Origin of the sequence: Noviherbaspirillum saxi, assembly GCF_003591035.1 — a bacterium.
GTDB classification, from domain to species: domain Bacteria; phylum Pseudomonadota; class Gammaproteobacteria; order Burkholderiales; family Burkholderiaceae_D; genus Noviherbaspirillum; species Noviherbaspirillum saxi.
This window is the reverse complement of record NZ_QYUO01000002.1, coordinates 454,113-479,765: the sequence shown is the minus strand read 5'-3', so window position 1 is coordinate 479,765 and position 25,653 is coordinate 454,113. Positions and strand designations below refer to the sequence as shown.

Below are 25,653 nucleotides of genomic sequence, written 5' to 3'. Positions count from 1 at the left end.
GCTTACTGTGCTGGTTTCAGCACAAGCGTGGACAGGGGCGGCAGCCGCAGCGCGATGGACTGCTCCATGCCATGCGCCGCTTGTCTTTGCACTTCATGCACCTCGGCGATCTCGGTGCCGGGTCCGCCATAGACGGCGGCATCGGTGTTGAGGATTACTCGCCAGGCGCCGGCCTGACCCGGCACGCCGATGCGATAGCCATCGCGCGGCACCGGCGTCATGTTGAGCACCACCAGTAAGGGCGCATCGCCGTCGTCGCCTTTGCGCAGGAAGGCAAACACGCTGTTGGCATTGTCGTCGCCGATCACCCAGGCAAAGCCGTCGGACTGGCAATCCTTTTTATGCAATGCAGGCTCGCCGGCATACACCCGGTTCAGATCGCGCACCAGCCGCTGCACGCCGCGATGGGCCGGATTGTCGAGCAGGTTCCATTCCGGCGAGGCATCGTGGTTCCATTCCTTTTCCTGCGCAAACTCGCATCCCATGAACAGCAGCTTCTTGCCCGGATGGGTCCACATGAAGCCGAAATACGCGCGCAGGTTCGCCAGCCGCTGCGCATGATCCACGCCCGGCATCTTGTTGAGCAGCGAGCCTTTTCCATGCACCACCTCGTCATGCGAGATCGGCAGCATGAATTTTTCCGAGAATGCATAGATCAGCCCGAAGGTCATGTCGTGGTGATGATGCTGCCGGTACACCGGATCGTAAGCCATGTAGCGCAGCGTGTCGTGCATCCAGCCCATGTTCCACTTGTGGGTGAAACCGAGGCCGCCGTCTTCGACCGGCGCCGAGACGCCGGGCCAGGCTGTCGATTCCTCGGCGATCATCAGCGCACCCGGGCAGCGTTGCCGGACGATCTCGTTGAGCTTGCGCAGGAAGGCCACTGCTTCGAGGTTCTCGCGTCCGCCATGCACATTGGGTACCCATTCACCGGCCTTGCGGCTGTAATCGCGGTACAGCATCGACGCCACCGCATCGACCCGCAAGCCGTCGACATGGTAGTGCTCCAGCCACTCCAGCGCGCTGGCGATCAGGAAGCCGCAGACCTCGTTGCGGCCGAGGTTGTAGATCAGCGTGTTCCAGTCCTGATGAAAGCCTTCACGCGGGTCCTGGTGCTCGTACAGCGCGGTGCCGTCGAAACGCATGAGGCCATGTTCGTCGGAAGGAAAATGCGCGGGCACCCAATCAAGAATGACGCCGATGCCGGCCGCATGACAGCGGTCGACAAAGGACGCGAAGCCCGCGGGCGAGCCGAAGCGCGCGCTCGGCGCGAACAGCCCGAGCGGCTGATAGCCCCAAGAGCCGCCGAAAGGATGCTCCATGATCGGCAGGAATTCCACATGGGTAAAGCCCATGCCGGCCACATAGGGAATCAGCCGGTCACCGAGCTCATGCCAGTTCAGGCTGCGGCCGTCTTCCTCCAGTATGCGCAGCCAGGAGCCTGCATGCACTTCATACACCGACAGCGGCGCGCGCAGGTCGTGCCGGCGCGCGCGCTCGGCCATCCAGCCATCGTCGCTCCAGCGGAACGGCGCGTCGGCAGCCACAACCGAGACGGTCGACGGCGGCTGCTCGGTCGCGCGCGCGACCGGATCGGCCTTGAGCGGCAAGACATTGCCATCGGCCGCGACGATTTCATACTGATAGCGGGTGCCGCTGCGCAAGCGAGGGATAAACAACTCCCATACGCCGGTCTCGTAACGGCAACGCATGGGATGACGGCGGCCATCCCACAGGTTGAAGTCGCCCACCACCGATACGCGGCGCGCATTGGGCGCCCATACCGCAAAGCGGGTACCGGCCGCGCCATCGATATCCATGGGATTGGCGCCCAGGCAGCGGCCAAGTTCGCGATGGCTGCCCTCGGCCAGCAAGTGCATATCCAGTTCGCCCAGCAACAGGCCGAAACTGTACGGGTCCTCGGTGTACTGCACATGTTCGCCGCCGGACGAAGTCGGCCAGGTAATGCGCAGCAGATAATCGCGTTTGCCTGCGGGCAGCGGCACGGCGCTGACAAACAATCCGCTCTGATGCACGTTGTACAACGACTCGATCAACTCGCCGCGCGCATCGTTGCCAGCCACCCGCGCGACGATGTCGACCGCGCGCGCGCCGGGCTGGAAGGTGCGGACCACGGTCCGCTCGCCTTCGCGATGCGGCCCGAATAGGGCAAACGGATTCGGCAACTGGCCCCCGAGTACCGCGTCCAGGGTTTTCTGGTCGACGTCGGCCAACTCTTCGATGCGATCAGCCATTCGACTGTTCTCCTTCTGATTCTGAGTCACTAAGTAGTTCATCGGCGATCTTTGCCAGGCCATTGACCGGGACCGGTATCCAGGTCGGGCGGTTCGCCGCTTCGTAGCAGATTTCGTAGCCGGCTTTTTCCAGCACGAACAGCTGCAGCAAGCCGCGCTCGGTGTCGTCGCCCGCCTTCAGCGCGCCGGCAGCGGTATCGCGATACGCCTGCAGGAATGCGGCCTGACAGGTCGGGGCAAAGTTGCGGATGATGTGCTGCTTGCGCAGTTCGGCCGCTTCGCCGAGATCGGTCGGTCCGGCGCTGCTGGCAAATGCCGCTGCGTAATCGAAAGAGCGCGACAGGCTCGCGACATCGCGCAAGGGACTGGTCTTGCCGCGCCGCTGCTCCAGCGACCTGGCCGGTTCGCCCTCGAAATCGACGATGTACACATCGCCTTGCGCAACCAAGACCTGACCGAGATGGAAATCGCCATGAATGCGTATGCGCAGGCTGCCGACGCCGGCCGCCGCCAGCACATCGACGCGTTCCAGGATTTTCTCGCGCCGTGCGATCAACCGTTCGACCCGTTTTGCCTCCGCGTCGTTGCTCCATTCGGTCTTGGCGCGCATGACGTCGAAAGCGGCTTCCAGCTGGCGCCGCGCACCTACCGCCCATTCTTCCGCATCGTCGATGCTGGCCGCCTCGGGCGCGAAGTCGGAATTGTCGGTCGGCGTGGCGAGCGCGTTGTGCATTTCGGCCAGCCGGCGGCCGAGCATGGTCGCCAGCTCGATCAGGTCGTCGCCGGGATCGGACATCTCGGACATTTCATCAGTCGCTTCGGTGCCGGTTATCGGTTCGGGTACCGCGCTTTGCTGTATCCAGCGCGCAAGCGTATCGAATATCCATTGCCAGGCGTCGCCCTGGTTGTGCACGTAACGCTGCAACATGATCAGGGTATGGTGGATGCCGTCCGCGGCGATGCGGGTTACCTCGCCGATCATGGGCGGCGCGTTCGCATAGCCAAGCGCGGTCAGATACCGCCCCATCTCTGCTTCCGGATGCATGCCCGGCAAGACGCGGCGGATCACTTTCAGCACGATCTTGTCTTCCAGGATCAGCGAGCTGTTCGATTGCTCGGCCGACAAGCGACGTACCATGGGTTCATCGCCGATCGTTATCTTGTCGAGTTCGTCGGTCGGAATGAAGTGGATATCGCCTTCTTGCGAAACAATCGATGCACGCGCGCGCATCAGTTCGATCACCACGTAAGAGAACGAGTCGAGCACGAAGGCATCGGTCAGCAAGCCGACATTGCGGCCGCGCCGCACACGGGCGAGTGCCAGTTGCTGGGGCAGCGCCGTGACGATGTCTTCCTCGCGGATATAGCCGAGCGGCAGCAGATAGCGTTCGCTACCCTGCGCGGTCTTTGCTTCGACCTCGGCCAGCATGGTAGGCATCACATGCGGACGTGCCTGCGAGCCCGGCAAAGCGGTCGCCAGCACGATCTGCACGGAGCGCAGTTTTTCCTGCTTGGCCGCATACCAGCGGCGCTTGGGCAGGTAGGCGGGCAACGCTTCGATTTCGAGGATGCCGCGGCGCGGCGCTTCCAGGATTTCCATGATGCCCTGGCGCAGCACCAGCGTCTGCAACTCGGGCAGCGGCTCGGGCGCCGGTGTATGCCATGCGGGCATGCGGGTTTCGGACGCCACCAGGAACCAGTAGAAACCGTAGGGCGGCAGCGTCAGCAGATAAGGCAGCTTGCCGATCGGCGGAAAGGCCGAGCCGCCTATCATTTCCAGCGGCACGCGGGTGGCGTAATTCGACAGATCCAGTTCCACGGCCTGGGCGGAACGCGACACATTGGCCACGCACAGTATCGTTTCTATCGCGTCGGTTTCGCCTTCCGGCTTGAACTCGCGCAGGTAAGCCAGAATGCGGCGATTGGTCGGATACAGCAGGGTCAGCGAACCGCGTCCGAATGCGCAGTGCTGCTTGCGCACCGCCAGCATGCGGCGCATCCATTGCAGCTGCGAATAGGGATCGCCCATCTGGGCTTCGACATTCACCGCTTCGTAACCGTAGAGCGGATCCATGATGGGCGGCAGCACCAGCCTGGCCGGGTCGGCGCGCGAAAAGCCGCCATTGCGGTCCGGGGTCCATTGCATCGGGGTGCGCACGCCGTCGCGGTCGCCGAGATGGATATTGTCGCCCATGCCGATTTCATCGCCGTAATAGAGGACCGGCGTGCCCGGCATCGAGAGCAGAAAACTGTTGAGCAGTTCGGCGCGCCGCCGGTCGCGCTCGAGCAGCGGCGCCAGCCTGCGCCGGATGCCAAGATTGATGCGCGCCCGCTTTTCCGACGCATAGTGATTCCACAGATAATCGCGCTCGCGGTCGGTGACCATTTCCAGCGTCAGTTCGTCGTGATTGCGCAGGAAAATCGCCCACTGACAATTCGGCGGAATCTCAGGCGTCTGGCGCAGGATATCGCCGATCGGAAAACGGTCTTCCTGCGCCAGCGCCATGTACATGCGCGGCATCAGCGGGAAGTGAAACGCCATATGGCATTCGTCGTTGTTGCCGAAGTACTGTTGCACGTCTTCCGGCCACATATTGGCTTCGGCCAGCAGCATGCGATCGGGATAGGCGCGGTCCAGTTCGGCGCGGATGCGCTTGAGAATGTCATGGGTTTCCTGCAGGTTTTCGTTGCTGGTGCCTTCGCGCTCGATCAGGTAAGGCACCGCATCCAGCCGCAAGCCATCGACGCCCAGATCCAGCCAGAACGACATCACGCTCAGCACCGCCTTGAGCACCTGGGGGTTGTCGAAATTAAGGTCGGGCTGATGCGAATAGAAACGGTGCCAGAAGAAGGCATTGGCAACCGGGTCCCAGGTCCAGTTCGATTTTTCGGTATCGCAAAAAATGATGCGCGTGCCGCTGTAAGCCTGGTCATTGTCGGACCACACATAAAAATCACGCGCGGCCGACCCGGGCTTGGCCTTGCGCGCGCGCTGGAACCAGGGATGCTGGTCCGAAGTATGGTTGATCACCAGCTCGGTGATCACGCGCAGGCCGCGCCGGTGCGCTTCGGCGATGAAGCGCTTGGCGTCGGCCATGGTGCCGTAATCCGGATGCACGCCACGGTATTCGGCGATGTCGTAGCCGTCGTCGCGACGCGGCGAAGGATAGAAGGGCAGCAGCCAGATGGTGTTGACGCCGAGATCGGCGATGTAATCAAGCTTGGCGATCAGTCCGGCGAAGTCCCCTATGCCGTCATTGTTCGCATCGAAGAATGACTTGACGTGCACCTGGTAGATGACGGCATCCTTGTACCAGAGGGGGTCGTCGCTGAAACGCCTGCCTTGCGGCGCGGCTGTTGCGCCGGTAGTCTGCCGGGTTGTCTTGCGGCGATCCATGCTTATGCTCCCTTGTGTCTAACGCGCCAGATGGCATACGGACAAACGAACGGATCCAGCCGCAAATGCTGCCGCGTGCCGTGCCAGGAGAGGTGTGCGCGATTGACAAGGTCGTCGACTTCAAGCGTGCCGTCGTCGGGTACGCCGAACTCCCATAATGGCAACTCCAGCGTCGCTTCGTGCGCTGCGAATGGATCCAGGTTGATGGCTACCATTATCACGTTGTCGCCGAAGCGCTGACAGCTGTCCGCAGGGGGGGTGGACTTGATGAAAAACAAGATATTGTCATTCGACGCCATCAGGAAGCGTATACCGAGGTGGGTCTGCAGCGCCGGGTTCTCGGAACGGATGTGATTGAATTGCGTGATTTCCTGAATGATGTTGCCGGGCCGCTGCCAATCCCAGGCGCGTATCTCGTATTTTTCCGAATCGAAGTACTCTTCCTTGCCCGGCACCGGCGTCGCCTCGCACAGTTCGAAGCCGCTATACATGCCCCACAAACCGGACAGCGTGGTGGCCAGCGCCATGCGGATCAAAAAGCCGGGACGGCCGGATTTTTGCAGGAATACCGGATTGATATCCGGCGTATTGACAAAGAAATGCGGACGGAAATATTCGCGCACCGCCGTCGTCGACAGCTCGGTCAGGTAATCGGTGAATTCCTGCTTGGTATGCCGCCAGGTGAAGTAAGTGTAGGACTGCGAATAACCGATCTTGGCGAGCCGGTACATCATCTTGGGACGGGTAAAGGCTTCGGATAAAAAGATCGTATCCGGATAGCGGCTGCGGATATCGGCGATCATCCATTCCCAGAACGGCAGCGGCTTGGTATGCGGATTGTCGACGCGGAACACGCGCACACCTTCCTTGACCCAGAACAGCACCACATCGCGCAACGCGATCCACAGGCCAGGCACCGCGCCGTCAGCATAGAAGTCGACATTGACGATGTCCTGGTATTTCTTTGGCGGATTTTCCGCATAGCGGATCGTGCCGTCGGGCCGCCACGCGAACCATTCGGGATATTCCTTCAGCCAGGGGTGGTCCGGCGAACACTGGATCGCAAAGTCGAGCGCCAGTTCCAGCCCATGCCTTGCCGCTTCGTCGCGCAAATGGCGGAAGTCGTCCAGCGTGCCCAGTTGCGGATGGATTGCATCATGCCCGCCCTCGGGGGAGCCGATGGCGTAGGGGCTGCCGGGATCATCAGGGCCGGGCGTCAGGCTGTTGTTGCGGCCTTTCCTGTGCTTGCTGCCGATCGGATGGATGGGCGTGAAATACAAGGTGTCGAAACCCATTGCCTGGATCGCCGGCAGGCGCTTTTCGACATCCGCGAACGTGCCATGCCGCGCCGCGTCGCCGCTTTGCGAACGCGGGAACAGCTCATACCAGCTGGAAAAGCGTGCGGCCCGGCGTTCGACGTCGATACGCATTTCGGGATCACTGCGCACCAGAAACGGCCGCGCATCGGCCAGCCGCATCGCTTCGGCCATCGGTTCGGACAGCAGCGCGGCGATGCGTTCCGCATCCTTGGCGGCGGCTTTAGCCTGGTCGCGCGTCTGCGTAGTGTTCAGCGATGTCGACAATGCCTGCAGCGTCGGCAGCGCCGCTTCGATGCCGGCCCGCTTCGCATGCGCAAGCGCCGCTTCGACCAGCAGCCGGCCTTCTTCCAGTTCAAGCGACACATTCAAGCCGGCGGTGGTTTTCTTTTCGAGTTCGTCGCGATAGGTAGCGAAGACGTCGCGCCAGGCTTCGATCACGAACAGGTAGCGACCGAGGCGCGTCAATGGCAGGGTGGCGGCCCAGCGATCGTTTTCGGTCAGATGCATGCGGATCTCTTGCCATGCGGTTTCGTCGGCGGTGCGCCACAGCACGGCAACGACGAGCTTGTCATGTCCATCGACGAACACGTCCGCTTCGATGTTGACCGATTCGCCTATCGTGCGCTTGACCGGAAACTGTCCGCCGTCGACCGCTGGCGCAACCGCTTCGATGGCGACGCGCGGCGCGCGCGCCGCGGCCGTAATCGTTTGCTCGCCGCGCGGCGGCGGAATCAGGATGGGCGCAATGCGGTGCGCCGCGAACAACTGAAAATCGCCCGCATTCAGCGACAAGGGCTGCATCGCGTCCGCATCGCGCTCCTGCTCCGGCCAGATACGCTGGTAACGGATGAAGCCATTGGCACGTTCCTGCAGCTGGCTTTCATTGACGCTGCGCGCATGCACAAGGTCGGCATTGGCCGCCATCATCAGCGCACGATCCGGCGCGCCGGAAGCGGAACGTCCCTCGCGCAACAGGACCGCGACGTCCGCATCCACACTGCTGAGCATGCGTATCGGCTGCGCATGACAGACCGGACCATTCGCGGCAATGAAAGCATTGGCTTCGGCGATATCGGCGCTCAGGTCGAATGGGGCATCGTCCTTCGCATCCTTCAGGTTGATACGAAGTCCGGCGGACAACGCGGCCACCCCCGATGCGCCATACTCGAATCCCATTGGAATCAGGATGCCGTTGCCGATGGCGGCAGCCAGCCGCAATGCGCGCAGATAGATCTGGCGCCTGACCGCCACGTCCTCATTGCCGGCAATGCGACCGATCACCGGTTCGTTCGGGCTGTCGGGAAAAGCGATCGGCGGGCCGATCCGGGCCAGGCGATCCTGCTCTTCGGCCAGCCAGCGCGAGCGGTAGTCCCACCACGCACCTGAAGAAAAGCTGGCGTCGAATCCGCATCCGGCCAGCGCGTCGATCTGCGCCGGTGTGCAACCTGGCGTCCATGCGAGAAAGCACACCTGCTCGCGCGCGTTGCCATTCGCGGAAAATTGCCCGATCAGATTCTTCCAGAACGAAATCGGGGGCGCGGCAAGGTTGAGGCAACGAAAGCCGGCCACGCCATTATTGGCCATTGCTCGCAGGTGTCGCTGCCAATATGCAGCGACGTCACGCATGACTGCCTCGTCGCCGTATCGCAGGCGCGGCATCGCACGCAGCGGCTGCACCCGCCGCGGGTCCGGCAAGTCGTCGTCATGGCCGCCCATATCGAACCAGTCGGGATGGTTGGCCACAAGTACCTCGTCGGCGCCGATATCGGCTGCGTCGAAGTCCACTAGCAACTGCAGCTGTCTGCGCACACAGGCTTGTATCAGTCCGGCAAGTGCATCGCCCGCAGAGGGCGGCGAAACGAGCACATGGTCGAAGCCCATCGCGACGCATCGCTCCAGAACATTTTCCATCTCGGACAGAGGCCCGGCAAGCTTCAGGTCGAGGTAATAGATTCTAGGCAGAAAGGTCGGCGTCGTGATTGGCATCGTTGGGGCGTCTTATGAACAAGGTTCCTGTTATGAAAACAGCGGGTCGGGCATATGGAGCCGGTCCCGCCGCAAATCTTTTCAAATAGAGCATCCAAATCGACAATTTGTTCGCAAGAAGACATTCAGAATTCGCAAGTCGCTTGAAAGCCTTGCAACAAGTAGCTGCTTAAGCCGCCTATCGCGATCAGGACACGGTTGCGTGCAGGCACAAAAATCCCGATTCTTGCCTCTCCGACATTGCGCTATTCCTTGAAGCAACAGATAGTGTTGCTCATGGTTAGCACGATCTGCGCAGCGCAAGATCGATCGGGCATCCGGCATCGCTGCAACCGGCCGGGCCGCCCTTGTTAAGTGAGACAGTCATGATTATTTATCAGGTATATCCGCGCAGTTTCTGCGATTCAAACAACGACGGCATCGGTGATTTGGCCGGCATAGAACAAAAGCTTCCGTATATCAAAAGCCTTGGCGTCGATGCCATCTGGATTAGTCCGTTCTTCAAGTCGCCGATGAAGGATTTCGGCTATGACGTGTCCGACTATCGCGCAGTCGATCCCATCTTCGGCACGATGGATGATTTCAAGAGCCTGATGAAGCGCGCCAAGGCATTGGGTCTGGGCGTGATCGTCGACATGGTGATCTCGCATACCTCGGACGAACATACCTGGTTCAAGCAAAGCCGCGCGAAACAAAACGGCAAGGATGACTGGTATCTGTGGTCCGATCCGAAACCGGACGGCAGTCCTCCCAATAACTGGGTCTCGGTATTCGGCGGCACCGCGTGGCGCTGGGATGCGGAACGCAGGCAATATTATTTTCATTCCTTCTTTTCCAGCCAGCCCGACCTGAACATGCATCATCCGGATGTGCAAAAGGCTGTGCTGGCGGAAATGGATTTCTGGCTCGACATGGGTGTTGCGGGATTCCGCTTCGATGCCTGCAATCACATCTTCCAGGACCAGCTGCTGCGCAATAATCCACCGCGCGAAGACACCAGCGCTGCGCTGCATCCCTATGGCTATCAATTGCATGTGTACGATCAGGCACGGCCGGAAATGCTGCCCTTCCTGGAAAAGATCCGTGCACTGCTCGACGCGTATGGCGCCTTCAGCCTGGCCGAAGTCGGCGGGCATGATGCGCTCAAACTGATGGGGCAGTACACCAATCCGGGGCGCCTGCATTCAGCCTACAGTTTTTCGATGATGGGCCCGGACAGCAGCGATACGCATGTGCGCAACGTGATCACGACGCTGGAAGACAGCATCCGCGCACCGAGCTCGGCTTGCTATGCATTGAGCAACCATGACAAACCGCGCGTGGCGACACGCTGGCAAAACGGGCGCGACCGCGACCAGACCTCGAAGGAAATGCTGGCGCTGCTGTTTGCGATGCGCGGCGACGTCTGCCTCTATCAGGGCGAAGAGCTGGGCTTGCCGCAGGCGGATGTACCGTTCGAGCGTCTGCAGGATCCGTTCGGCATTACCTTCTGGCCCAAGTTCAAGGGCCGCGACGGTTGCCGCACGCCGATGCCGTGGACCGAAGCGATTCATGGCGGCTTCACCGAAGCCGAACCCTGGCTGCCGGTGGATCCGGTACATATCGGGATGAATGTCGCGAAGCAGGAGGCGCAGACGGATTCGGTGCTGCGTTTCACGCGTGAAGTGCTGGCGCTGCGCAAGGCGCATCCGGAACTGGACAAGGGCAGCATCACGCTGCTCGATGCGCCGGAAGGCGTGCTTGCATTCGCGCGCAGGCATGAGGGGCGCGAAATGATTTGCCTGTTCAATATGGATGTGGTTGCGAAGAAGGTGCCGTCGGTGGAATTTGCCGACATGGTGTTCGGGCAGAATGTAGACATCGATAACCGCGCGGTGATGCTGGGAGTGAGCGGGTTTTGCTTTTTGCGCGGGTGAGATTGATCTGACACGCTGCTTCGGCCCCGGTCGGCAGCGATGTGCGCAACGCCAACACGGCGATCCGATCCTTCCTCGAGGGCGCTTTGCCTGGAGAAGATCGATGTGCTGGCTGATTGAGGGTATTGCGTATTTGACTGGTGGTCGCGATCACCGGCGGCTAAGCGCGCCTGAGCAGCCACTGCCGAAATCCTATTGAACTTCAGAAGCCGACCCACAACAGCCCTACAGTTTCCTTGGAAGCGGACCTTCGGCGTTATGCATGAGCGGCGAAGCGTTGGACAAAACGGCTTTTAGATCGGCCGCTGGATGGAGGAGTCAGGCGCCTCGCGTCGGAGCCTGCGGAAAGCTCTTGCTCGACTCATGAATGTTCACCCAGGGCAGCTTGCCCTCGCAATAGATACTGAGCTCTGGAACAAAATTTTCATGATCTACGACAGTCCCAAGATAGAGCATAGCGAGCCCCTTGTATGTATGCGGGTTCGAGTTGAATATTGGGGTGCCACAAGTAGCGCAAAAGTACCGCTTGGTACGGTCCGTCACTGCATAACTAGCAAGAACCTCGTGCCCAGAGGTGACGGCGAAGTGCTCTTCCTTTACCACGACATATGAGGAGAGTGGCGCGCCAGTCATGCTTCGACACATCCCGCAATGACAGGCAACTACTTGCAGTGCCCTGCTAGACACCTTGTACTGGACTTGGCCGCACTTACAACTTCCGAAGGGTTCGATCATGTTTGCCCGTACGTTTAAAAGCATATAAAGAGGAGGACTGTCGCTCGCAATGTTACCTATTGTATATCGAATGAATTTGGAGCATCAACGTTCGCAAATGGCCGGTCAGCGTCTATGCGCCACCAGATTCCACCGGCCGCTTTGCGTCGTACTTCAGTCCGTTCTGCGATCTCTAACGCGTCATCGATTTCGACCTCGATATAACGTACCGTACTTTCCAACGTGGTGCGGCCGAGCAAAGGTTGTACTACCCTAAGGTTCTTCGTTCTTCGATAGATCAGTGTTGCCTTCGTTCGACGCATCGTATGCGTCCTGTAGGATGCATACGAAAGATGGAGAGAATCTGAATTCCGACTTAGGTTTTGACGGTGAGGGACGCGGATTTTCAACTCTTCAGGAGACACGAAATGACCAGCAAGAACACGATCTGTCTGTGGTACGAAGGCGGCGCTGTTGACGCCGCAAACTTCTATGCCGAAACATTCCCCGACAGCGCTGTCGGCGCCGTCCACCGCGCACCAGGCGACTATCCCGACGGCAAGCAGGGCGATGTCCTCACGGTCGAGTTCACCGTCGTCGGCAATGGCGGCCAAGAAAGCGCATGCGGCTGGTGCAAGGACCGGTGGGGATTGTCATGGCAGATCACCCCGCGCGCCCTCATCGCGGCGATATCCGACCCCGATCGCGCGGCGGCCAAGCGCGCATTCGACGCGATGATGACCATGAAAAAGATCGACATCGCCGCGATAGAGGCGGCCCGGCTGGGCCGAAACCTATCCTCAAGTTAGTGGAGCGTGGTCAGATCTCAGTATTCATAGTGCAGCGCCACCATGGGTACCCGCTTTCGCGCTAACCTGTGCCCATATCTTTGCAACTTTTCCAAGGGCTATTCTGTAGTTGGTGGTGAATCGACCAAGAGCAGGAGGCAACCATGGAGGAAACACTGGTGCTGGGCGATGAGTATTGCATCGGGGAATTCGGCGACAAGCGTCTTTGCAAAACCGGCAAGCTGCTTTACGGTCGAATGCTGGAACGGGGCACGGTCTGCATTCGCCATTTGGCCGACGACCGTGCCACGCAGAAGCGATTCGACCGCTTGCTGGAGCATCCCGACGTGACACCTCAGGAAATCATCCGCCATGGCAGCAGCAGGACTGCTGCTGCCGCAGCCGGCCGGCATGTGCTGGCCATTCAGGACACCAGCGAACTCGATTACACAGGCCACGGGCGGCGTACCGAAGGCTTGGGTAAGATCAGCAACAGTAAGGGCGCGGGGCTGTTCATCCATCCGGTGCTGGCAATCGATGCCGACCGTCGGGACTGTCTGGGCATCGCGCACCAACAGGCATGGGTACGCACCAAGACAGCGGCACGCAATTATGATCTTCTGCCCATCGAAGAGAAGGAATCGTACCGCTGGCTGCAGGCGGCACAAGCTGCCAAGCAATGTCTGGAGCAGGCCGCCGAGGTGACCGTGATTGCCGACCGTGAGAGCGACCTCTATGAGCAATGGGACCGCATCCCGGATGGCCACACCCACCTGCTCACCCGGTCGCACTTTGACCGCAAGCTGGCCGAGGGTGGGAGCTTGTGCAGATGGCTCGCTGCCCAGTCGGCAGTGGCCTGTTTCGCATTAGAGGTGCCCGCGCGCGCAGCCGGCCGTCCATACAAAAGCACCGATGGCGCGCGTTCTGCTGCACGCACGGCCCATTGTGCCCACATGGAAGTGCGCTTTGGGCAGGTACGCATTACCCGGCCCCAGCACTGTCGGGCCCGGCAGCCAAGCATCGAGCTGTCGGTAGTGGACGTGCTGGAATTGACGCATACGGTGGTGCCAGGCGAGCAGCCGGTGCACTGGCGGTTGCTGAGTACGCATGCGGTCGCCGACGTACAAGACGCACTGCGGTTGGTGGACTGGTACCGGCAGCGCTGGCAGATCGAACAGCTGTTTCGCACGTTGAAGCGGCAGGGGCTTGGCCTGGAGGCCAGCCAGCTGGAAGATGCCGGCGCCCTGCTCAAGCTGGCCAGCATGGCCGTGCTGGTAGCCGCTCGCACACTGCAGTTGGTCAACGCACGGGACGGCCAGTCACAGCAACGCGCCAGCGATGCGTTTGACGGCGACGAGATCACGGTGCTGGAGCAGTTGCAAGGCAAGCTTGAGGGTAAGACTGACAAGCAGAAGAACCCGTATCCACGTCATGTTATGGCTTGGGCGGCCTGGACAATTGCACGCCTGGGTGGCTGGATGGGATATGCCAGCGAAGCCAAACCCGGCCCTGTCACTATGTTGCACGGATTACAGCGCTTCGACAGCGTCGTGCAGGGCTGGAAACTTGCAAAGATGTGGGCATAGGTTAGCGCTTGCGCGGGCACGACGGGAAGAAGGTGGTGGCATGATATGGCTGCGAGACCCGCGCGCATTCAGGCGTTCATCTACTGCGCATACGACAACTTCGCCTGCTCGTCCTCGGCCATCACGCCGAGTTGCGGCGTAACCTCATCGATCTCTTCGCCATTCTCTTCGCTGCCGTCCTTGCTGCGCCGCGCATGCCGGCGATCGCGCGCATTGTTGAGTCCGATATCTTCCGCTTCCGACAGCCGCGACATATTGCCTTCACGGTCGACCGCGTAGTCGTTGCAGACGATCAGTTCATCGAGCGTGGCACCTGCCAGTACGCGCGTGTATTCGAACAGGATGCTGCGCGTGACTTCGGCGCCGGCGCAGATATGGCTGCCGTGTCCTATCCATGTCGGGCCGATGATTTTGCTGCCGGCTTCGATATGGCAACCGGCGCCGATATAGACCGGTCCTTCTATCGTCGTGCCTTCCCATTCGATACGCGTATTGAGGCCGACCGAGACACCATCGCGCAGCTGTTCTCCAGGTACCAGCAGCTGTGGATGGTCGCCGGCCAGCAGGGTTTGCAGCACGCCCCAGTAATCGGTGACGCTACCGATATCGAGCCACTCGAAATCCTGGTTCTGTGCATAAAAGGCCATGCCTTTTTCCGCCATCAGCGGGAACAATTGCGAGCCGATATCGAACACTTCACCCGCCGGAATCAAGTCGATCGCTTCCGGTTCAAAAATATAGATACCGGTGCTGGCCAGATTCGACAATGCATCTTCGCGCCTGGGCTTTTCCTGGAATTTTTGAATGCGCCCATCGGCATCGCTGACCACCACGCCGTAATCGGAAACCTTGTCCCACGGTACTTCGCATGTGATCACGCTGGCCAGCGCACCCTTGCGCTTGTGTTCTTCGATGGCGGCCTTGATATCGAGATCAATAATGGCATCGCCGCATAACACGATCGTGGTCTGATCGAAAAACCTACCAAATTCTTGAATCTTTTTCATTCCGCCGGCGGAACCTAGCGCCTCTGGAATGACTTCGCCGCTTTCATTCATATAGCCTTCGAACGAGTAGCCGATGCGTACACCGAATTGACTGCCTTCGCCGAAATAGCTTTCGATTTTTTCGTGCAGGTAACTGACATTGACCATGATGTCTTGTACCCCGCATTTGGCAAGGTGCTCGACGATATAAGCCATGACCGGCTTTCCGAGAAGAGGAATCATCGGCTTGGGCAAATCGTAAGTCAGGGGACGCACGCGGGTGCCTTTACCGGCAGCAAGAATCATTGCTTTCATATTTTTTAGCCTTGAATAAATGTTCGATTACACAGGTAATGTGCATGATGCTAAGGAGAACACGTGTTTCCTTAAAAGAGCTTGAACAATCTCAAACGCGAGTCGGTGCGGCAACACATACGTGATCAATAAATGCGCTAGCTTAAAAGCGCCTGCGGCGTTGTCCGCATCGAGCACCATTAATTAAAATTAACGCAAGAACAATGCCCGGGATTCCTCATCGTGCCTGCTTGCATGATTCGTCAGCGCAAGGCTTTAGGAATGCGGTTGGCAAATACCATGACGCTATGTCCCTGCACTTCAACGCTGCCATCACGCATTTCCTGCGCCAGTGTTTCATCGACCGCGCTATCAAGCAGCAAATACCAGGTAGACAAAAGGTCGGGAAAGATGAAGCTCAATGGATCATGGCCTGCGTTGATGCACATCAGCACGATATCGATCGCATCGCCGCCGTTGGTGTTCGCGCGCTGCACTGTCAATGCGCGCGCTTCGGGGTTTTGCCATGCATCGGATGACAGTTCTTTTCCGCGTTCGTCATACCAGGCGACATCGCGTATGCCCGGTTCCAGTTCATCGCCATGCAGAAAGCGCTGCGCCTGCATGGCCTCGAAGTTATGGCGCAAGGTGATCAATCGGCCAACATAGGCCGTCAGCGATTTCGCTTCCGGCGTCTGCGCGGCATGCCAGTCTACCCACGAAATCTCATTGTCCTGGCAATACGCATTATTGTTGCCGCGCTGCGTGCGTCCGAACTCGTCGCCGGCCAGCAGCATGGGCGTGCCTTGCGCGAACATGACGGTGGCCAGCATGGCCCGGCGCACGCGATTGCGCAACTCGAGAATGCCCCGACCATCGGTGGGCCCTTCCACGCCCCAGTTCGCGCTGTAGTTTTCGGAGTGTCCGTCATTGCCGTTTTCGCCGTTGGCTTCGTTATGCTTTTCGGTATAGCTGACCACATCCTGCAGCGTGAAGCCGTCATGCGAAGCGACGTAGTTGATCGACGCCCAAGGCTTGCGGTGACGCCGGTTGAACAGGTCGGCCGAGCCGCTCAGACGCGCGGCGAAATCGGCACGCTGTCCGGAATCGCCGCGCCAGAAACGCCGCACGCCGTCGCGGAACTTGTCATTCCATTCCGCAAAGCCGGGCGGATGATTGCCGAGCTGATAGCCGCCGGGACCGATGTCCCATGGTTCGGAAATCAGTTTGAGCCGCGACAGTACAGGATCTTGCAGGATCGCGTCGAAGAAGCCGGAACCGGGATCGAAGCCCGCGCCTTCTCGCCCGAGCGTGGCGCCGAGGTCGAAGCGGAAACCGTCGATATGGTAGGACTCGGCCCAGTAGCGTAGCGAGTCCATCACCATTTGCAGCACGCGCGGGTGTGAAACGTTGAGCGTATTGCCGCAACCGGTCTCGTTGATGTAATAGCGTTCATTGCCCGGGACCAGGCGGAAGTAACTGGCGTTATCCAGACCACGGAAGCAGATGGTCGGCCCCTTTTCATTGCCGCTGCTGGTGTGGTTGTAGACGACATCGAGAATGACTTCTATACCCGCCGCGTGCAGTCGCCGCACCGCCATCCGCATGTCATGCAGGCCACCCTTGGACAGATAAGTCGGTTCCGGCGCGAAAAAGGATAGTGGGCTGTAGCCCCAGTAATTGCGCAGTCCGCGTCCGAGCAGGAAGTGATCCTGCATGAAGGCGTTAACTGGCATCAATTCAACCGTCGTCACACCCAGCTTGAGCAAATGATCGATGAAGCGCGGATTCGCCAGGGCCGCGAACGTACCGCGCAGGTCGGCGCGCAAGTCGTCGCGCATGATCGAGATGCCGCGTACATGCGCTTCGTAGATTACGGTTTTTGACCATGGCACGCAGGGCCGGCGATCGTCGCCCCAGTTGAAGGCTTCTTCGACGACGACAGCCTTGGGCAAGGCCGGCGCGCTGTCGCGCCGGTCAAAACTGAGATCGACACGCGGCGATCCGAGGCGATAGCCGAACAGCGCATCTGCCCAGCGCAAGGGACCGGATAACAGCTTTGCATAGGGATCGATCAGCAGCTTGTTCGGATTGAAGCGATGTCCGCGGTGCGGATCGTAAGGTCCGTGTGCGCGCAAGCCATACAGCAATCCCGGTCCAGCTTCGGGAAGATAACCATGCCAGATTTCGTTGGTACAGTCCGGCAACGGCAAGCGCGCGACTTCCTTGCGTCCGGCCGCGTCGAAGATGCAGAGATCTATTTTTCCCGCATTGGCGGAAAACACCGCAAAGTTGACGCCCTGCCCGTCATAAGTCGCGCCCATCGGAAATGGATGGCCGGGCATAAGGCGATCAGGAATTTCAAAAAACATGCATCGGCTCTCTTTGCGAAACACGACGGTGGAGCATGGCTGTAGCATCAATGCCAGCCAAACAGTCCGTCCCGAGGCGGTGTGCAGAGTGCGACCGTTATGGACGACTATATCCATATTGAGTATTTCGATCGAACTAAGTTGCGGGCACGCGGCCGCTGCGGTACGCCCGATTGATTTCTATCGAATGACAGGCGAGCGAATGCATGCTGCTGCATCGCTGCGTTCGAGTTATCGTGGTGACGTGCCGATTTCCCTACCCTTTTCCCTGGATGGGAAAAAGTCGCTACCGCATCGATCAGGCTGTCTTGTAGTGCTGGGCATCGGCCGGCTGCGCATCCTGTGCATCGGAAAACAGTGCTCTCGCGTGCGCCGGTGCGATCTCGCGATAGAGCGCCATGTATTGCTCGGCCGGCGGATCCCACGAGAAGTTTGCAGACATGGCATTGCGCTGCATGGCATGCCATTCATTGGGTATCGCATACAGCTCGAATGCACGGCTGACCGCAGTGCTCATGTCGTCGGCGGTTTCTCCGTCGAACAGAATACCGTTGGCGTTGTCGGGCACCGGACCGCTCAATCCGCCGTCAGCGATGGAATCGATCATGCCGCCGACGCGCGATGCGATCGGGATCGTGCCGTAGCGCATCGAATACAGCGGCGTCAAACCGAAAGGCTCGAAACGCGTGCCATGCAGCAGCATGTCGGCGCCTGCATGCAGTGCATGCGCGTGTTTTTCTTCGTAACCGATATATACGCCGACGCGGCCGGCGAAACGCTCGGCAAGGGCCATGAAACCCTGTTCATACTCGCGGTCGCCACGACCGACCAAGACCAACTGCGCGCGCGGATAGCGCGTCAAGATTTCCGGCAGCGAGCGCAATGCGACATCGGCCATCTTTTGATGCGTGATGCGGCTGCCAATCGCCAGCACAGGCGCGAAGGGTTCGACCGGCAGATTGAACAGCATTTGCAACTCGCGCTTGCAGCTGGTTTTGCCGCGCATGTCGGCCAGGCTGAACTGGCGTGCGATCAGCGTATCGTTGGCGGGATCCCAGGTATCGGTATCGACTCCGTTGCGGATCGCGACCAGATCTTGCCTGCGCACATTCAGCAAGCCGTCCATGCCATGCCCGAAGCGCGGCGTCAGTATTTCGTTCGCATAGGATTGGCTGACCGTGGAAATGCGGTCCGCATGACGAATGCCGGCCTTCAGAAAGCTCATCCGGCCCCAGAATTCCATTTCATCGGGCGTCAGCATCCAGTCCGGAATACCCAGCGCCGACGCAAGGTCCATCGGATAATTGCCTTGAAACGCGAGGTTATGAATGGTCAGCAGCGAACCGACATTGTCGATCTGCCGCAGCTTCAGCAGTGCGGCAATCAATCCGGCATGCCAGTCGTTCGCGTGCACCACATGCGGTATCGGCAACGCCGTTTCTCCCGCGCAGATACTGACCGCCGCATGCGAGAGCGACGCAAAGCATTGCGCATTGTCGGCAAACTCCTGTCCCTGGCAATCGACATAGGGATTGGCGGTACGCGCATCTATGCATGCCGTTTCCAGCAGCACCACCGGCACATCGCTGCCCGGCATGACGCCTTTGAGCAGACGCCCCGATCCGCCAGGCAGGTCAGGCAATTCACCGATGGACTCCAACTCTTCCGCGCGTTCTTTCGCTGCCGGATAGCCGGGCATCAGTACCGTGGCATCGATACCGCGCCGGCGCAGCGCACCTGCCAGCGAGGTGATCACATCGGCAAGCCCGCCGGTTTTAACAAGTGGAACAGCTTCTGAAGTAACGAGCAGAACACGAGCATTCAAGCTGATGGCTCCCTGATGGATGGATGAGGATGCATTTCCGGATAACGAGACGAGCAGGCGTGCGCTTGTTCTGCGAGTCGTTGACACGTGCGCAGACGACACGCTTTGCAGCGTGCCGCTGATGGAAGATGCCGAGTGCGATAACAATAAGGCGCGGCAGGCCGCTGTCTATTGCGTAAAATCAACTTGGCGAACTTGCCGAGCCAAGCATCATTGATGCATCGGCTTCGTTCGATCCAGATTGCGTCCCTGCGTCAGAACATCGGCAACTACCTAAGCGAATTGCCGGCATACAATGCCGAACGCAAGGCGGCATCGCGGGTCAGAGAACGAATACTGCGGCAAAACGAACTCATCCACTGCACTCACCTCGGGAAGGCCATGAATCAGCCCATACTGCACGACAATGCCGACGCACGGCGCTATGAACTGATCGCCGACGGGAATGTCGTCGGATTTGCGCAATACATGGTGGACGGCGATACGGTGACGATCGTCCATACCGAAATCCTGCCGCAACATGAAGGCAAGGGCTATGGATCGGCGCTGGCCCGGCAAACGCTGGAGCAGGTGAGAGCGACGAACAGGAATGTGATGCCGGCATGCGAATTCATCGCATCCTATATCGACCGGCATGCGGAATATGAAGATCTGGTAGCGGACCGGCGCTGACAGGCATGCATTGCTGCGTATGCCGGCATCTACGAATCCTTACTGCATTCGTCCCGGTTCACCTTCCAGGATCAGCTGGTACATGCCATCCTCGTCCGGGCCGAAATACGCCCTGGCCAGATAAAAAGTCTGGCTGTTGACAGGAAACGGCTCCGCCACAGGCGGCATATGCGGCAGTTCATAGATACCGAATTCGGTACGTTCTCCATTGGCGTTTTCGTGAATGACTTGTACTTTCATTGCGTTGTCCCGGTGATGGATAACCTACAGATAGAGTCGCCATCGGCCCGACAGTTTCAAACACTATCACCTGGATTTTTTCGAACTATTCGACCGGCACTGTCTCCCAGGCATTGAGCTCGCGCTGAATTTGCGCCTGACGGTAGGAACGGCCGCCCAGCCACAAGCATAGGGCGATCACGACCGCAACCAGTTGCCCGGCAGCGAGCCACAACACTGAATGCGAAAGAAAGGGCGCGATCACGCCGGCAACCAGCGCGGCCAGCATGGTCTGCGTGAATGACTGGCAAGAAGCGATCAGTCCGCGTATGTCCGGAAACAGATCCAGTACCAGCAACGTAACGCCGGGCGCAACGACCGACATGCCGAAGGCATAAAAGAACAGCGGCGCGACCGACCATGGCAGTGCAGGAGGAAAGAATGCGTGGTACGCGACATTGAACAGCCCGGAGCCGATCAGAAAACAGAAGCCAAGTATCACCTGCCTGGGAACCGTGATGCTGCCGGCCAACCGGTTCACCGTAAACGCGCCGAGGAAGATGCCTGCCACGGTAGGAACGAACTGCCAGCCGAACTGGTCAGGGCCGAGCCCGAGATGCTCGGTGATGAACGCCGGCGCGGCCGCCACATACAAGAACAGCCCCGCAAAATTGAAGGCGACGGTACCGGCCTTCAGATGAAACAATGGCGAGCCGAATACGCGCCGGTAGCTGCTCCACAGCGCCTGCGGGCTGAAAATCTGACGCTTGTCGACCGGCAGCGTTTCCGGCAGGCGCTTATAGCAAAACCAGATCAGCAGCACGGTATAGAGAAACAGGAACAGAAAGATCGCGCGCCAGTCACGGATCTTGACAATCCAGCCGCCCAGGATAGGCGCAATCGCAGGCGCTACCGAAAAGATCATCGTCACCAGCGATAGCAGGCGTGCCGCCGGCGCGCCGGAATACAGGTCGCGGATGATGGCGCGCCCGATCACCACGCCCGCGCCGGCCGATACGCCTTGCAGGATGCGGAAGGCCCACAGGTATTCGATGCTGTGCACGGCCGCGCAGCCGAGCGATGCGACGCAAAACACGGCCAGCGATCCAAGGATGATGTTGCGGCGGCCGAAGGCATCGGACAGCGCGCCATGCCAGAGAATCATGACCGCGAATGAAAACATGTACGCGGTCAGGGTTTGCTGCACTTCAATCGCGGTCGTCTGCAGGCTCGCCTGTATGCTCGGAAATGCTGGCAGGTAGGTATCGACCGAAAATGGCCCGAGCATCGCGAGCGCGGCCAGCAGCAAGGCCAATCCGCGTTCGTTTGCGGGTCTGGAACCGGATGTTTCGACAGTGGCTGGAGCAGCGACGGCAGGCTGGGATTCTGTTTTTCTCATCGCGGATGGTGTAGTTCGGCGTACTGCTGCTGCGGCGCGCGTTATTCTGGTCCGACTTTGCCGGCCGCTATTGGTTCAGCCAGGAGTCAGTCGCATCAATGCATCAAGCCTGCCCGCGCCGGTTTATTCCCGGTCCACCCAATTCACGCGAGCAAACTTGTTGTGAAACACTTCAGGCATCGCCACGACACGGGTGTCCTGATAATTGAAGAACACGAATCCCGACTTGGCCATCGCGATCAGCGCATTATCGCGCGGCCGGGTGATGCGGAATATGATGTCGCCGCCGTATTTGTTGAAGTCCATGACACCGACTTCAAACAGCAGCTGATCGCGCGCATGCGCTTCCGTGCGGTAAGTCGTCGCGAGATCGGTGACGATGATGCCGACACGGTCTTCCTGTGTTTCTTCAATGCCGAAGTCGTACAGAAAACGGGCGCGCGCTTCGGAAATCATGGAAATCATCGAGTCATTGCCCAGATGATTGGCGCCGTTGATATCGGTGACGCGGACGGTGAGGTGGGTGGAATAGTAAAACTGGTGTTCGGGGAACTCTAGCGTGAGGCGGGCCATGACAACATTTCTATGAACGGGAAACGGCCGCAAGGCGCGACCACAGGGCGTGTCGGCGAAGACACGCCCGCAATTTTACCCGTTCGACGAATTGCCGGCCCGCCATATCGGAACCGACCGCGCTTATCGATTCGTTGCGCCTTGCGCTTCACCCATCTTCTGTTGCGTGCTGGCGGCGGACTTGTCCGGGGCCGGCGCGACCGGTTTCTTGCCGGCGTCGGCCAGCAATTCCTTGCACGGTGGATCCTGGCCCGGACCGGGGTTGATCAGTGCCAGCAATGCCGCCACCGGGGCGGCGATGGTCCCGAGCGCAATAGCCGCTCCTGCCTTCAGCGCAACGACGCCCTTGTCGATGCCGAGATCCGGCTTCTTGAACGTGCCCTCGACATGCAATGGAGAACGCAGGGAAATGATGCGTATGCCCTTGCTCTCGGGCCATATCTTCAGATTCATCTCTTCGCTCGCGAAGTTGATGTGGCCGTCGACGAGTATCGTCGCATCCTGGGTATCGACGACGAAGGTGCGCGTTTGCATCAAGCCATCCTTGACGCCGAAATCGGCAGCCATGCAATTGAGTTGCACCTGGCGGTCGCCGAACAGCTTGGCAACTACCGCGCTGCCGATATTGAGTCCCATCGCTTCCAGGATGAATTTGCTGATGCTGCCTTGTGTAATCAGCGATTTGATTTCGCCGTTGGAGGATCCGAGCAATGCGGCGACCGAATTGCCTGCCGCAGTCAATTGCGCATTGCCATTGATTTCACCGAAACTGGCTTGCATCGATTCGACGTCGGGAAACATTTGCTTGAGCTTGAGACCGCGCGCGGTAACCTTCATGCGGGCGTTGGCCGGATCCTTGCGACCATCGATACTGATGTCGGTCGTAATCCTGCCTCCGGCGACGCCAAAATTGAGCGGTGCCAGCGTCAGTACGCCATTCTTCATGTCGATCTTGGTATGCAGGTTGTCGAGCGGTACGCTCTTGGCCCTGACGATCTTGCGACCGGTGAATTTGACATCCACATCCATCTTGTCCCAGCGCTCGGTCTTGAACGGCGATACCGGCAATACCTTGTCGGGAGGCTGCTTGACGTCGGAGGCATTCTTTCGCGGACCGCTCTCGTCGCCGGTCCCGATCAGGGCACCCAGATCGCCAAGGTCAAGATGGTTGGACATCACGTCGCCGACAAGCAACGGGCGCGGTTTCTGCTGCCGGTATTCCAGTGTGCCGCCGATATCGCTGGAACCGACTTTGCCCTTGAACTTTTCATAACGTAAATGTATTGCCCCTGGCGTCAGGTTACCGACAACCCGGCCTTCGGTGGAAAACTTTGGTGTGGTGGGCAACAGGACACCGCTCAGCGGAAACAGGTCGGCCATGCTGGCGCCGAGTATTTTGAGATCCAGGTCCAAGGCGCTCAGGTGCGCCGGTTCGGTCAGCGTACCATTGGCGATGATCGTGGTTTCTCCCACCTTGAGCAGCGCCTCCACCGGAAATTTGACATTCTTTTCCTGCAGCGACAGCAAGCTGCCTGTCTTGCCGCTGCCGCTGAGTTTTTCATTGTTGAATTTGCCTGCAGCCTTGAAACTCATGCTGCTATCTTCTTCGGTGTCGATGCTCACGGTAAGATCGGCTTTCTTGCCGGGGTCTACATAACGCACATTGCCTTCCCGCACCATCAGGTCCTGCACCCTGAACTGCCATTTCGATTCGGTTTCTTCCTTCTTTGGAAAAGTCCAGTTATTGCGGTCGCCCTTGTCATGCTCCAGTACAAGTTTTGCCTGCGAAATCGAAAGCGAATGGAGCACGATAGTCTTGCGCAGTAACGCCAGCAGATTGACGCCGAAATCGACCTGTCCGATACGGGCCATTTCAGGACCAGTAGCCGCCCAGTCGGGATTGCCCAGCACCACGTCCTTGGCTTGGAAATGCGGCCATGGTACGAAGCGCTTCCATCCCTGCTGCTGATGCAGCGGTCTGGTCCAGCTCAGCGAGAGATCGCCGTTGATGGCAAACGAGCGTTCCGTCGCTGCGCTGACACGCTCGTTGATCCAGGGCTTGGCCCGGTTCAGGTCAGCGGTGGAAAGGATGACCAGCGCCAGGATCAATAGGCCGATAAGGCCGGCGATCGTTCCCAGCACAAGTTTCATTGCGCGTTTCATATCGATATGATCAATGCGACAACGGCTAGTTCGACTGAAACGTTTTGAGATGACAAATTATGCGTACATCAAGCTTGGCCGACAGTAAGCTGATCTTTACCGCAAAGGCGGTATGCAATGGTATCGATGGGGATAGCATCCCTTGCGCGGCGATGGTAATGGAGTTCGGATTCCCCCCAAACATTATTGTGTCCAAAAAAGACACTTTCTTTAAGCTGGCTGGTTATCCGAACCGGCGCGGCGCGCCCTATCTGGACATCGGTGTGATCGGGCCGAACGCCCGTTAGTCGTACTGATTGATTGCAAACCTGAATTGGCGGGATCGCTCTGAAGAACGGTCCCGCTGCCGTTTACGCCAGCAATACCGACACCAGATCGCGCCGGGATTCTTCGACGCTCTTGTCGAAGCGCAGCGCCGACTCGACATGGTCGAGATGATCGAGGATGAGTTTGACCGCGCGTTCGGTCTTGCCGGCTTTCGCCGCTTCAAGGAATTCGCGGTGCTCGTCGGAGGAGCAGACCGCGTCCATGTCGGACTGATACAGCATGGTGATCAGCGAACTGCGCGCCACCAGTTCCTGCAGAATTTCGACCAGCACCTGATTGCCGACAATCTGCGCCATCAGCACATGGAAGTCGCCCAGTAGCTGGGAACGCACCTTGGAGTCTTGTCCGGAAATGGCGGCACGCTCGGCCTTGAGGTGTTTGTCCAGCATCTTGTAGTCGGCCGGGCGCGCTTTGGCGACAAACTCGCGGGCCAGCGCCGCTTCCAGAATGCGGCGCGTAGCGAAAATTTCACGCGCCTCGGTTTCGGTCGGCTGGCTGACGAAGGCGCCGCGATCGGGAATGATATCGATCAGCTTGTCCTTGGACAGCGTCAACAGCGCCGCGCGGATCTTGGTCCGGCTGACCGAATACAGGCGCGACAGCGCTTCTTCCCGCAACTTTGTCCCCGGCGGCAACTGGCGCGCGGCGATCGCTGCGGCGATGTCTTCCGCGATTTCATTGGCGCTTTTCGCTGCAGCGGGTTCTTCTTTAAGTGGCTTTGGCATAACTAGGCATAACGGGTGTCGGGGAATGCGCGCAACGCGCAGCTTAACATGACGGCAACAGTCGAAGTCACTCGATGACCGATTGGCACAACTGCCACCAGCATCAGGCTCGAATGCCATGTCAAAGTGTGATTAAT

17 protein-coding genes and 1 pseudogene are annotated in these 25,653 nt (G+C 59.3%); 5 read left to right on the top strand and 13 right to left on the bottom strand.

All coding sequences use genetic code 11. The annotated features are described in order from the left end of the window. Nucleotides 1-2: 2 nt before the first annotated feature. The 3 genes from glgB to D3871_RS18045 are packed head-to-tail and all read right to left on the bottom strand — an operon-like array spanning nucleotide 3 to nucleotide 8,957. On the bottom strand, nucleotides 3-2,255 hold the full coding sequence (gene glgB, locus D3871_RS18055) for a 1,4-alpha-glucan branching protein GlgB (RefSeq protein ID WP_119770483.1): 2,253 nt from the start codon (nucleotides 2,253-2,255) through the stop codon (nucleotides 3-5). Next, nucleotides 2,248-5,652 carry a maltose alpha-D-glucosyltransferase gene (gene treS, locus D3871_RS18050; RefSeq protein ID WP_119770482.1) on the bottom strand — a complete coding sequence of 1,135 codons (3,405 nt, stop codon included), beginning with the start codon at nucleotides 5,650-5,652 and terminating at the stop codon, nucleotides 2,248-2,250. The genes glgB and treS overlap by 8 nt, the downstream gene beginning before the upstream one ends. 2 nt (nucleotides 5,653-5,654) lie before the next feature. Then, nucleotides 5,655-8,957, bottom strand: coding sequence for a maltotransferase domain-containing protein (locus D3871_RS18045; RefSeq protein ID WP_119770481.1), 3,303 nt, complete (start codon nucleotides 8,955-8,957; stop codon nucleotides 5,655-5,657). A 365-nt stretch (nucleotides 8,958-9,322) separates the two neighbouring features. On the opposite strand from D3871_RS18045, the gene D3871_RS18040 reads away from it, so the two are divergent. Further along, on the top strand, nucleotides 9,323-10,873 hold the full coding sequence (locus tag D3871_RS18040) for an alpha-glucosidase (RefSeq protein WP_119770480.1): 1,551 nt from the start codon (nucleotides 9,323-9,325) through the stop codon (nucleotides 10,871-10,873). A 318-nt stretch (nucleotides 10,874-11,191) separates the two neighbouring features. Here the strand turns inward: D3871_RS18040 and D3871_RS31710 are convergent, their stop codons facing one another. Next, complete coding sequence (locus D3871_RS31710; RefSeq protein ID WP_420799669.1) at nucleotides 11,192-11,608, bottom strand: GFA family protein; 417 nt, start codon at nucleotides 11,606-11,608, stop codon at nucleotides 11,192-11,194. A gap of 149 nt (nucleotides 11,609-11,757) precedes the next feature. Then, nucleotides 11,758-11,925 (bottom strand): annotated as a pseudogene (locus D3871_RS30915) (tyrosine-type recombinase/integrase); the annotation flags it as partial. 90 nt (nucleotides 11,926-12,015) lie between these two features. Between D3871_RS30915 and D3871_RS18025 the strand changes: the two are divergent. Together D3871_RS18025 and D3871_RS18020 are read left to right on the top strand one after the other, a co-directional pair. Further along, entirely contained in the window at nucleotides 12,016-12,396 is a 381-nt protein-coding gene (locus D3871_RS18025) for a VOC family protein (protein ID WP_119770478.1), read from the top strand. Nucleotides 12,397-12,539: 143 nt separating this feature from the next. Further along, nucleotides 12,540-13,961, top strand: a complete 1,422-nt coding sequence (locus D3871_RS18020; RefSeq protein ID WP_119770477.1) for an IS4 family transposase — start codon at nucleotides 12,540-12,542, stop codon at nucleotides 13,959-13,961. 80 nt (nucleotides 13,962-14,041) lie between these two features. On the opposite strand, the gene D3871_RS18015 is transcribed toward D3871_RS18020, so the two are convergent. From D3871_RS18015 to glgA, 3 genes are all read right to left on the bottom strand, one after another. After that, nucleotides 14,042-15,262 (bottom strand): nucleotidyltransferase family protein, encoded by a 1,221-nt coding sequence (locus tag D3871_RS18015; protein ID WP_119770476.1) that lies wholly within the window; start codon nucleotides 15,260-15,262, stop codon nucleotides 14,042-14,044. 242 nt (nucleotides 15,263-15,504) lie between these two features. After that, the gene (glgX, locus tag D3871_RS18010; protein ID WP_119770475.1) at nucleotides 15,505-17,613 is read right to left on the bottom strand and encodes a glycogen debranching protein GlgX; all 2,109 of its coding nucleotides are present in this window, start codon (nucleotides 17,611-17,613) and stop codon (nucleotides 15,505-15,507) included. Nucleotides 17,614-17,911: 298 nt separating this feature from the next. Then, the gene (glgA, locus tag D3871_RS18005; protein ID WP_119770474.1) at nucleotides 17,912-19,438 is read right to left on the bottom strand and encodes a glycogen synthase GlgA; all 1,527 of its coding nucleotides are present in this window, start codon (nucleotides 19,436-19,438) and stop codon (nucleotides 17,912-17,914) included. Between the two features lie 381 nt (nucleotides 19,439-19,819). Here glgA and D3871_RS18000 point away from each other — a divergent pair, with 381 nt between their 5' ends. Then, a complete protein-coding gene (locus tag D3871_RS18000) occupies nucleotides 19,820-20,110 on the top strand; it encodes a GNAT family N-acetyltransferase (RefSeq protein ID WP_119771424.1) in 291 nt (96 codons plus the stop codon). A gap of 39 nt (nucleotides 20,111-20,149) precedes the next feature. On the opposite strand, the gene D3871_RS17995 is transcribed toward D3871_RS18000, so the two are convergent. From D3871_RS17995 to D3871_RS17980, 4 genes are all read right to left on the bottom strand, one after another. After that, complete coding sequence (locus tag D3871_RS17995; protein WP_119770473.1) at nucleotides 20,150-20,350, bottom strand: hypothetical protein; 201 nt, start codon at nucleotides 20,348-20,350, stop codon at nucleotides 20,150-20,152. Between the two features lie 85 nt (nucleotides 20,351-20,435). Further along, the gene (locus D3871_RS17990) at nucleotides 20,436-21,728 is read right to left on the bottom strand and encodes a multidrug effflux MFS transporter (RefSeq protein ID WP_119770472.1); all 1,293 of its coding nucleotides are present in this window, start codon (nucleotides 21,726-21,728) and stop codon (nucleotides 20,436-20,438) included. A 123-nt stretch (nucleotides 21,729-21,851) separates the two neighbouring features. Next, nucleotides 21,852-22,301 carry a thioesterase family protein gene (locus tag D3871_RS17985; protein WP_119770471.1) on the bottom strand — a complete coding sequence of 150 codons (450 nt, stop codon included), beginning with the start codon at nucleotides 22,299-22,301 and terminating at the stop codon, nucleotides 21,852-21,854. A gap of 123 nt (nucleotides 22,302-22,424) precedes the next feature. Continuing rightward, nucleotides 22,425-24,452, bottom strand: coding sequence for an AsmA family protein (locus D3871_RS17980; protein WP_233575705.1), 2,028 nt, complete (start codon nucleotides 24,450-24,452; stop codon nucleotides 22,425-22,427). 71 nt (nucleotides 24,453-24,523) lie between these two features. Between D3871_RS17980 and D3871_RS17975 the strand changes: the two genes are divergently transcribed. Beyond that, nucleotides 24,524-24,751 (top strand): hypothetical protein, encoded by a 228-nt coding sequence (locus tag D3871_RS17975; RefSeq protein WP_119770469.1) that lies wholly within the window; start codon nucleotides 24,524-24,526, stop codon nucleotides 24,749-24,751. A gap of 63 nt (nucleotides 24,752-24,814) precedes the next feature. Here D3871_RS17975 and D3871_RS17970 read toward each other — a convergent pair whose 3' ends face one another. Beyond that, on the bottom strand, nucleotides 24,815-25,516 hold the full coding sequence (locus tag D3871_RS17970) for a GntR family transcriptional regulator (protein WP_119770468.1): 702 nt from the start codon (nucleotides 25,514-25,516) through the stop codon (nucleotides 24,815-24,817). Between the last annotated feature and the right edge of the window lie 137 nt (nucleotides 25,517-25,653).

Excerpts from the sequence above, each read along its gene's own strand:
- glgB (WP_119770483.1), bottom strand. The coding sequence starts at position 2,255 with ATGGCTGATCGCATCGAAGAGTTGGCCGACGTCGACCAGAAAACCCTG.
- treS (WP_119770482.1), bottom strand. The coding sequence starts at position 5,652 with ATGGATCGCCGCAAGACAACCCGGCAGACTACCGGCGCAACAGCCGCG.
- D3871_RS18045 (WP_119770481.1), bottom strand. The coding sequence starts at position 8,957 with ATGCCAATCACGACGCCGACCTTTCTGCCTAGAATCTATTACCTCGAC.
- D3871_RS18040 (WP_119770480.1), top strand. The coding sequence starts at position 9,323 with ATGATTATTTATCAGGTATATCCGCGCAGTTTCTGCGATTCAAACAAC.
- D3871_RS31710 (WP_420799669.1), bottom strand. The coding sequence starts at position 11,608 with ATGATCGAACCCTTCGGAAGTTGTAAGTGCGGCCAAGTCCAGTACAAG.
- D3871_RS18025 (WP_119770478.1), top strand. The coding sequence starts at position 12,016 with ATGACCAGCAAGAACACGATCTGTCTGTGGTACGAAGGCGGCGCTGTT.
- D3871_RS18020 (WP_119770477.1), top strand. The coding sequence starts at position 12,540 with ATGGAGGAAACACTGGTGCTGGGCGATGAGTATTGCATCGGGGAATTC.
- D3871_RS18015 (WP_119770476.1), bottom strand. The coding sequence starts at position 15,262 with ATGAAAGCAATGATTCTTGCTGCCGGTAAAGGCACCCGCGTGCGTCCC.
- glgX (WP_119770475.1), bottom strand. The coding sequence starts at position 17,613 with ATGTTTTTTGAAATTCCTGATCGCCTTATGCCCGGCCATCCATTTCCG.
- D3871_RS18000 (WP_119771424.1), top strand. The coding sequence starts at position 19,820 with ATGAATCAGCCCATACTGCACGACAATGCCGACGCACGGCGCTATGAA.
- D3871_RS17995 (WP_119770473.1), bottom strand. The coding sequence starts at position 20,350 with ATGAAAGTACAAGTCATTCACGAAAACGCCAATGGAGAACGTACCGAA.
- D3871_RS17990 (WP_119770472.1), bottom strand. The coding sequence starts at position 21,728 with ATGAGAAAAACAGAATCCCAGCCTGCCGTCGCTGCTCCAGCCACTGTC.
- D3871_RS17985 (WP_119770471.1), bottom strand. The coding sequence starts at position 22,301 with ATGGCCCGCCTCACGCTAGAGTTCCCCGAACACCAGTTTTACTATTCC.
- D3871_RS17980 (WP_233575705.1), bottom strand. The coding sequence starts at position 24,452 with ATGAAACTTGTGCTGGGAACGATCGCCGGCCTTATCGGCCTATTGATC.
- D3871_RS17975 (WP_119770469.1), top strand. The coding sequence starts at position 24,524 with ATGCGTACATCAAGCTTGGCCGACAGTAAGCTGATCTTTACCGCAAAG.
- D3871_RS17970 (WP_119770468.1), bottom strand. The coding sequence starts at position 25,516 with ATGCCAAAGCCACTTAAAGAAGAACCCGCTGCAGCGAAAAGCGCCAAT.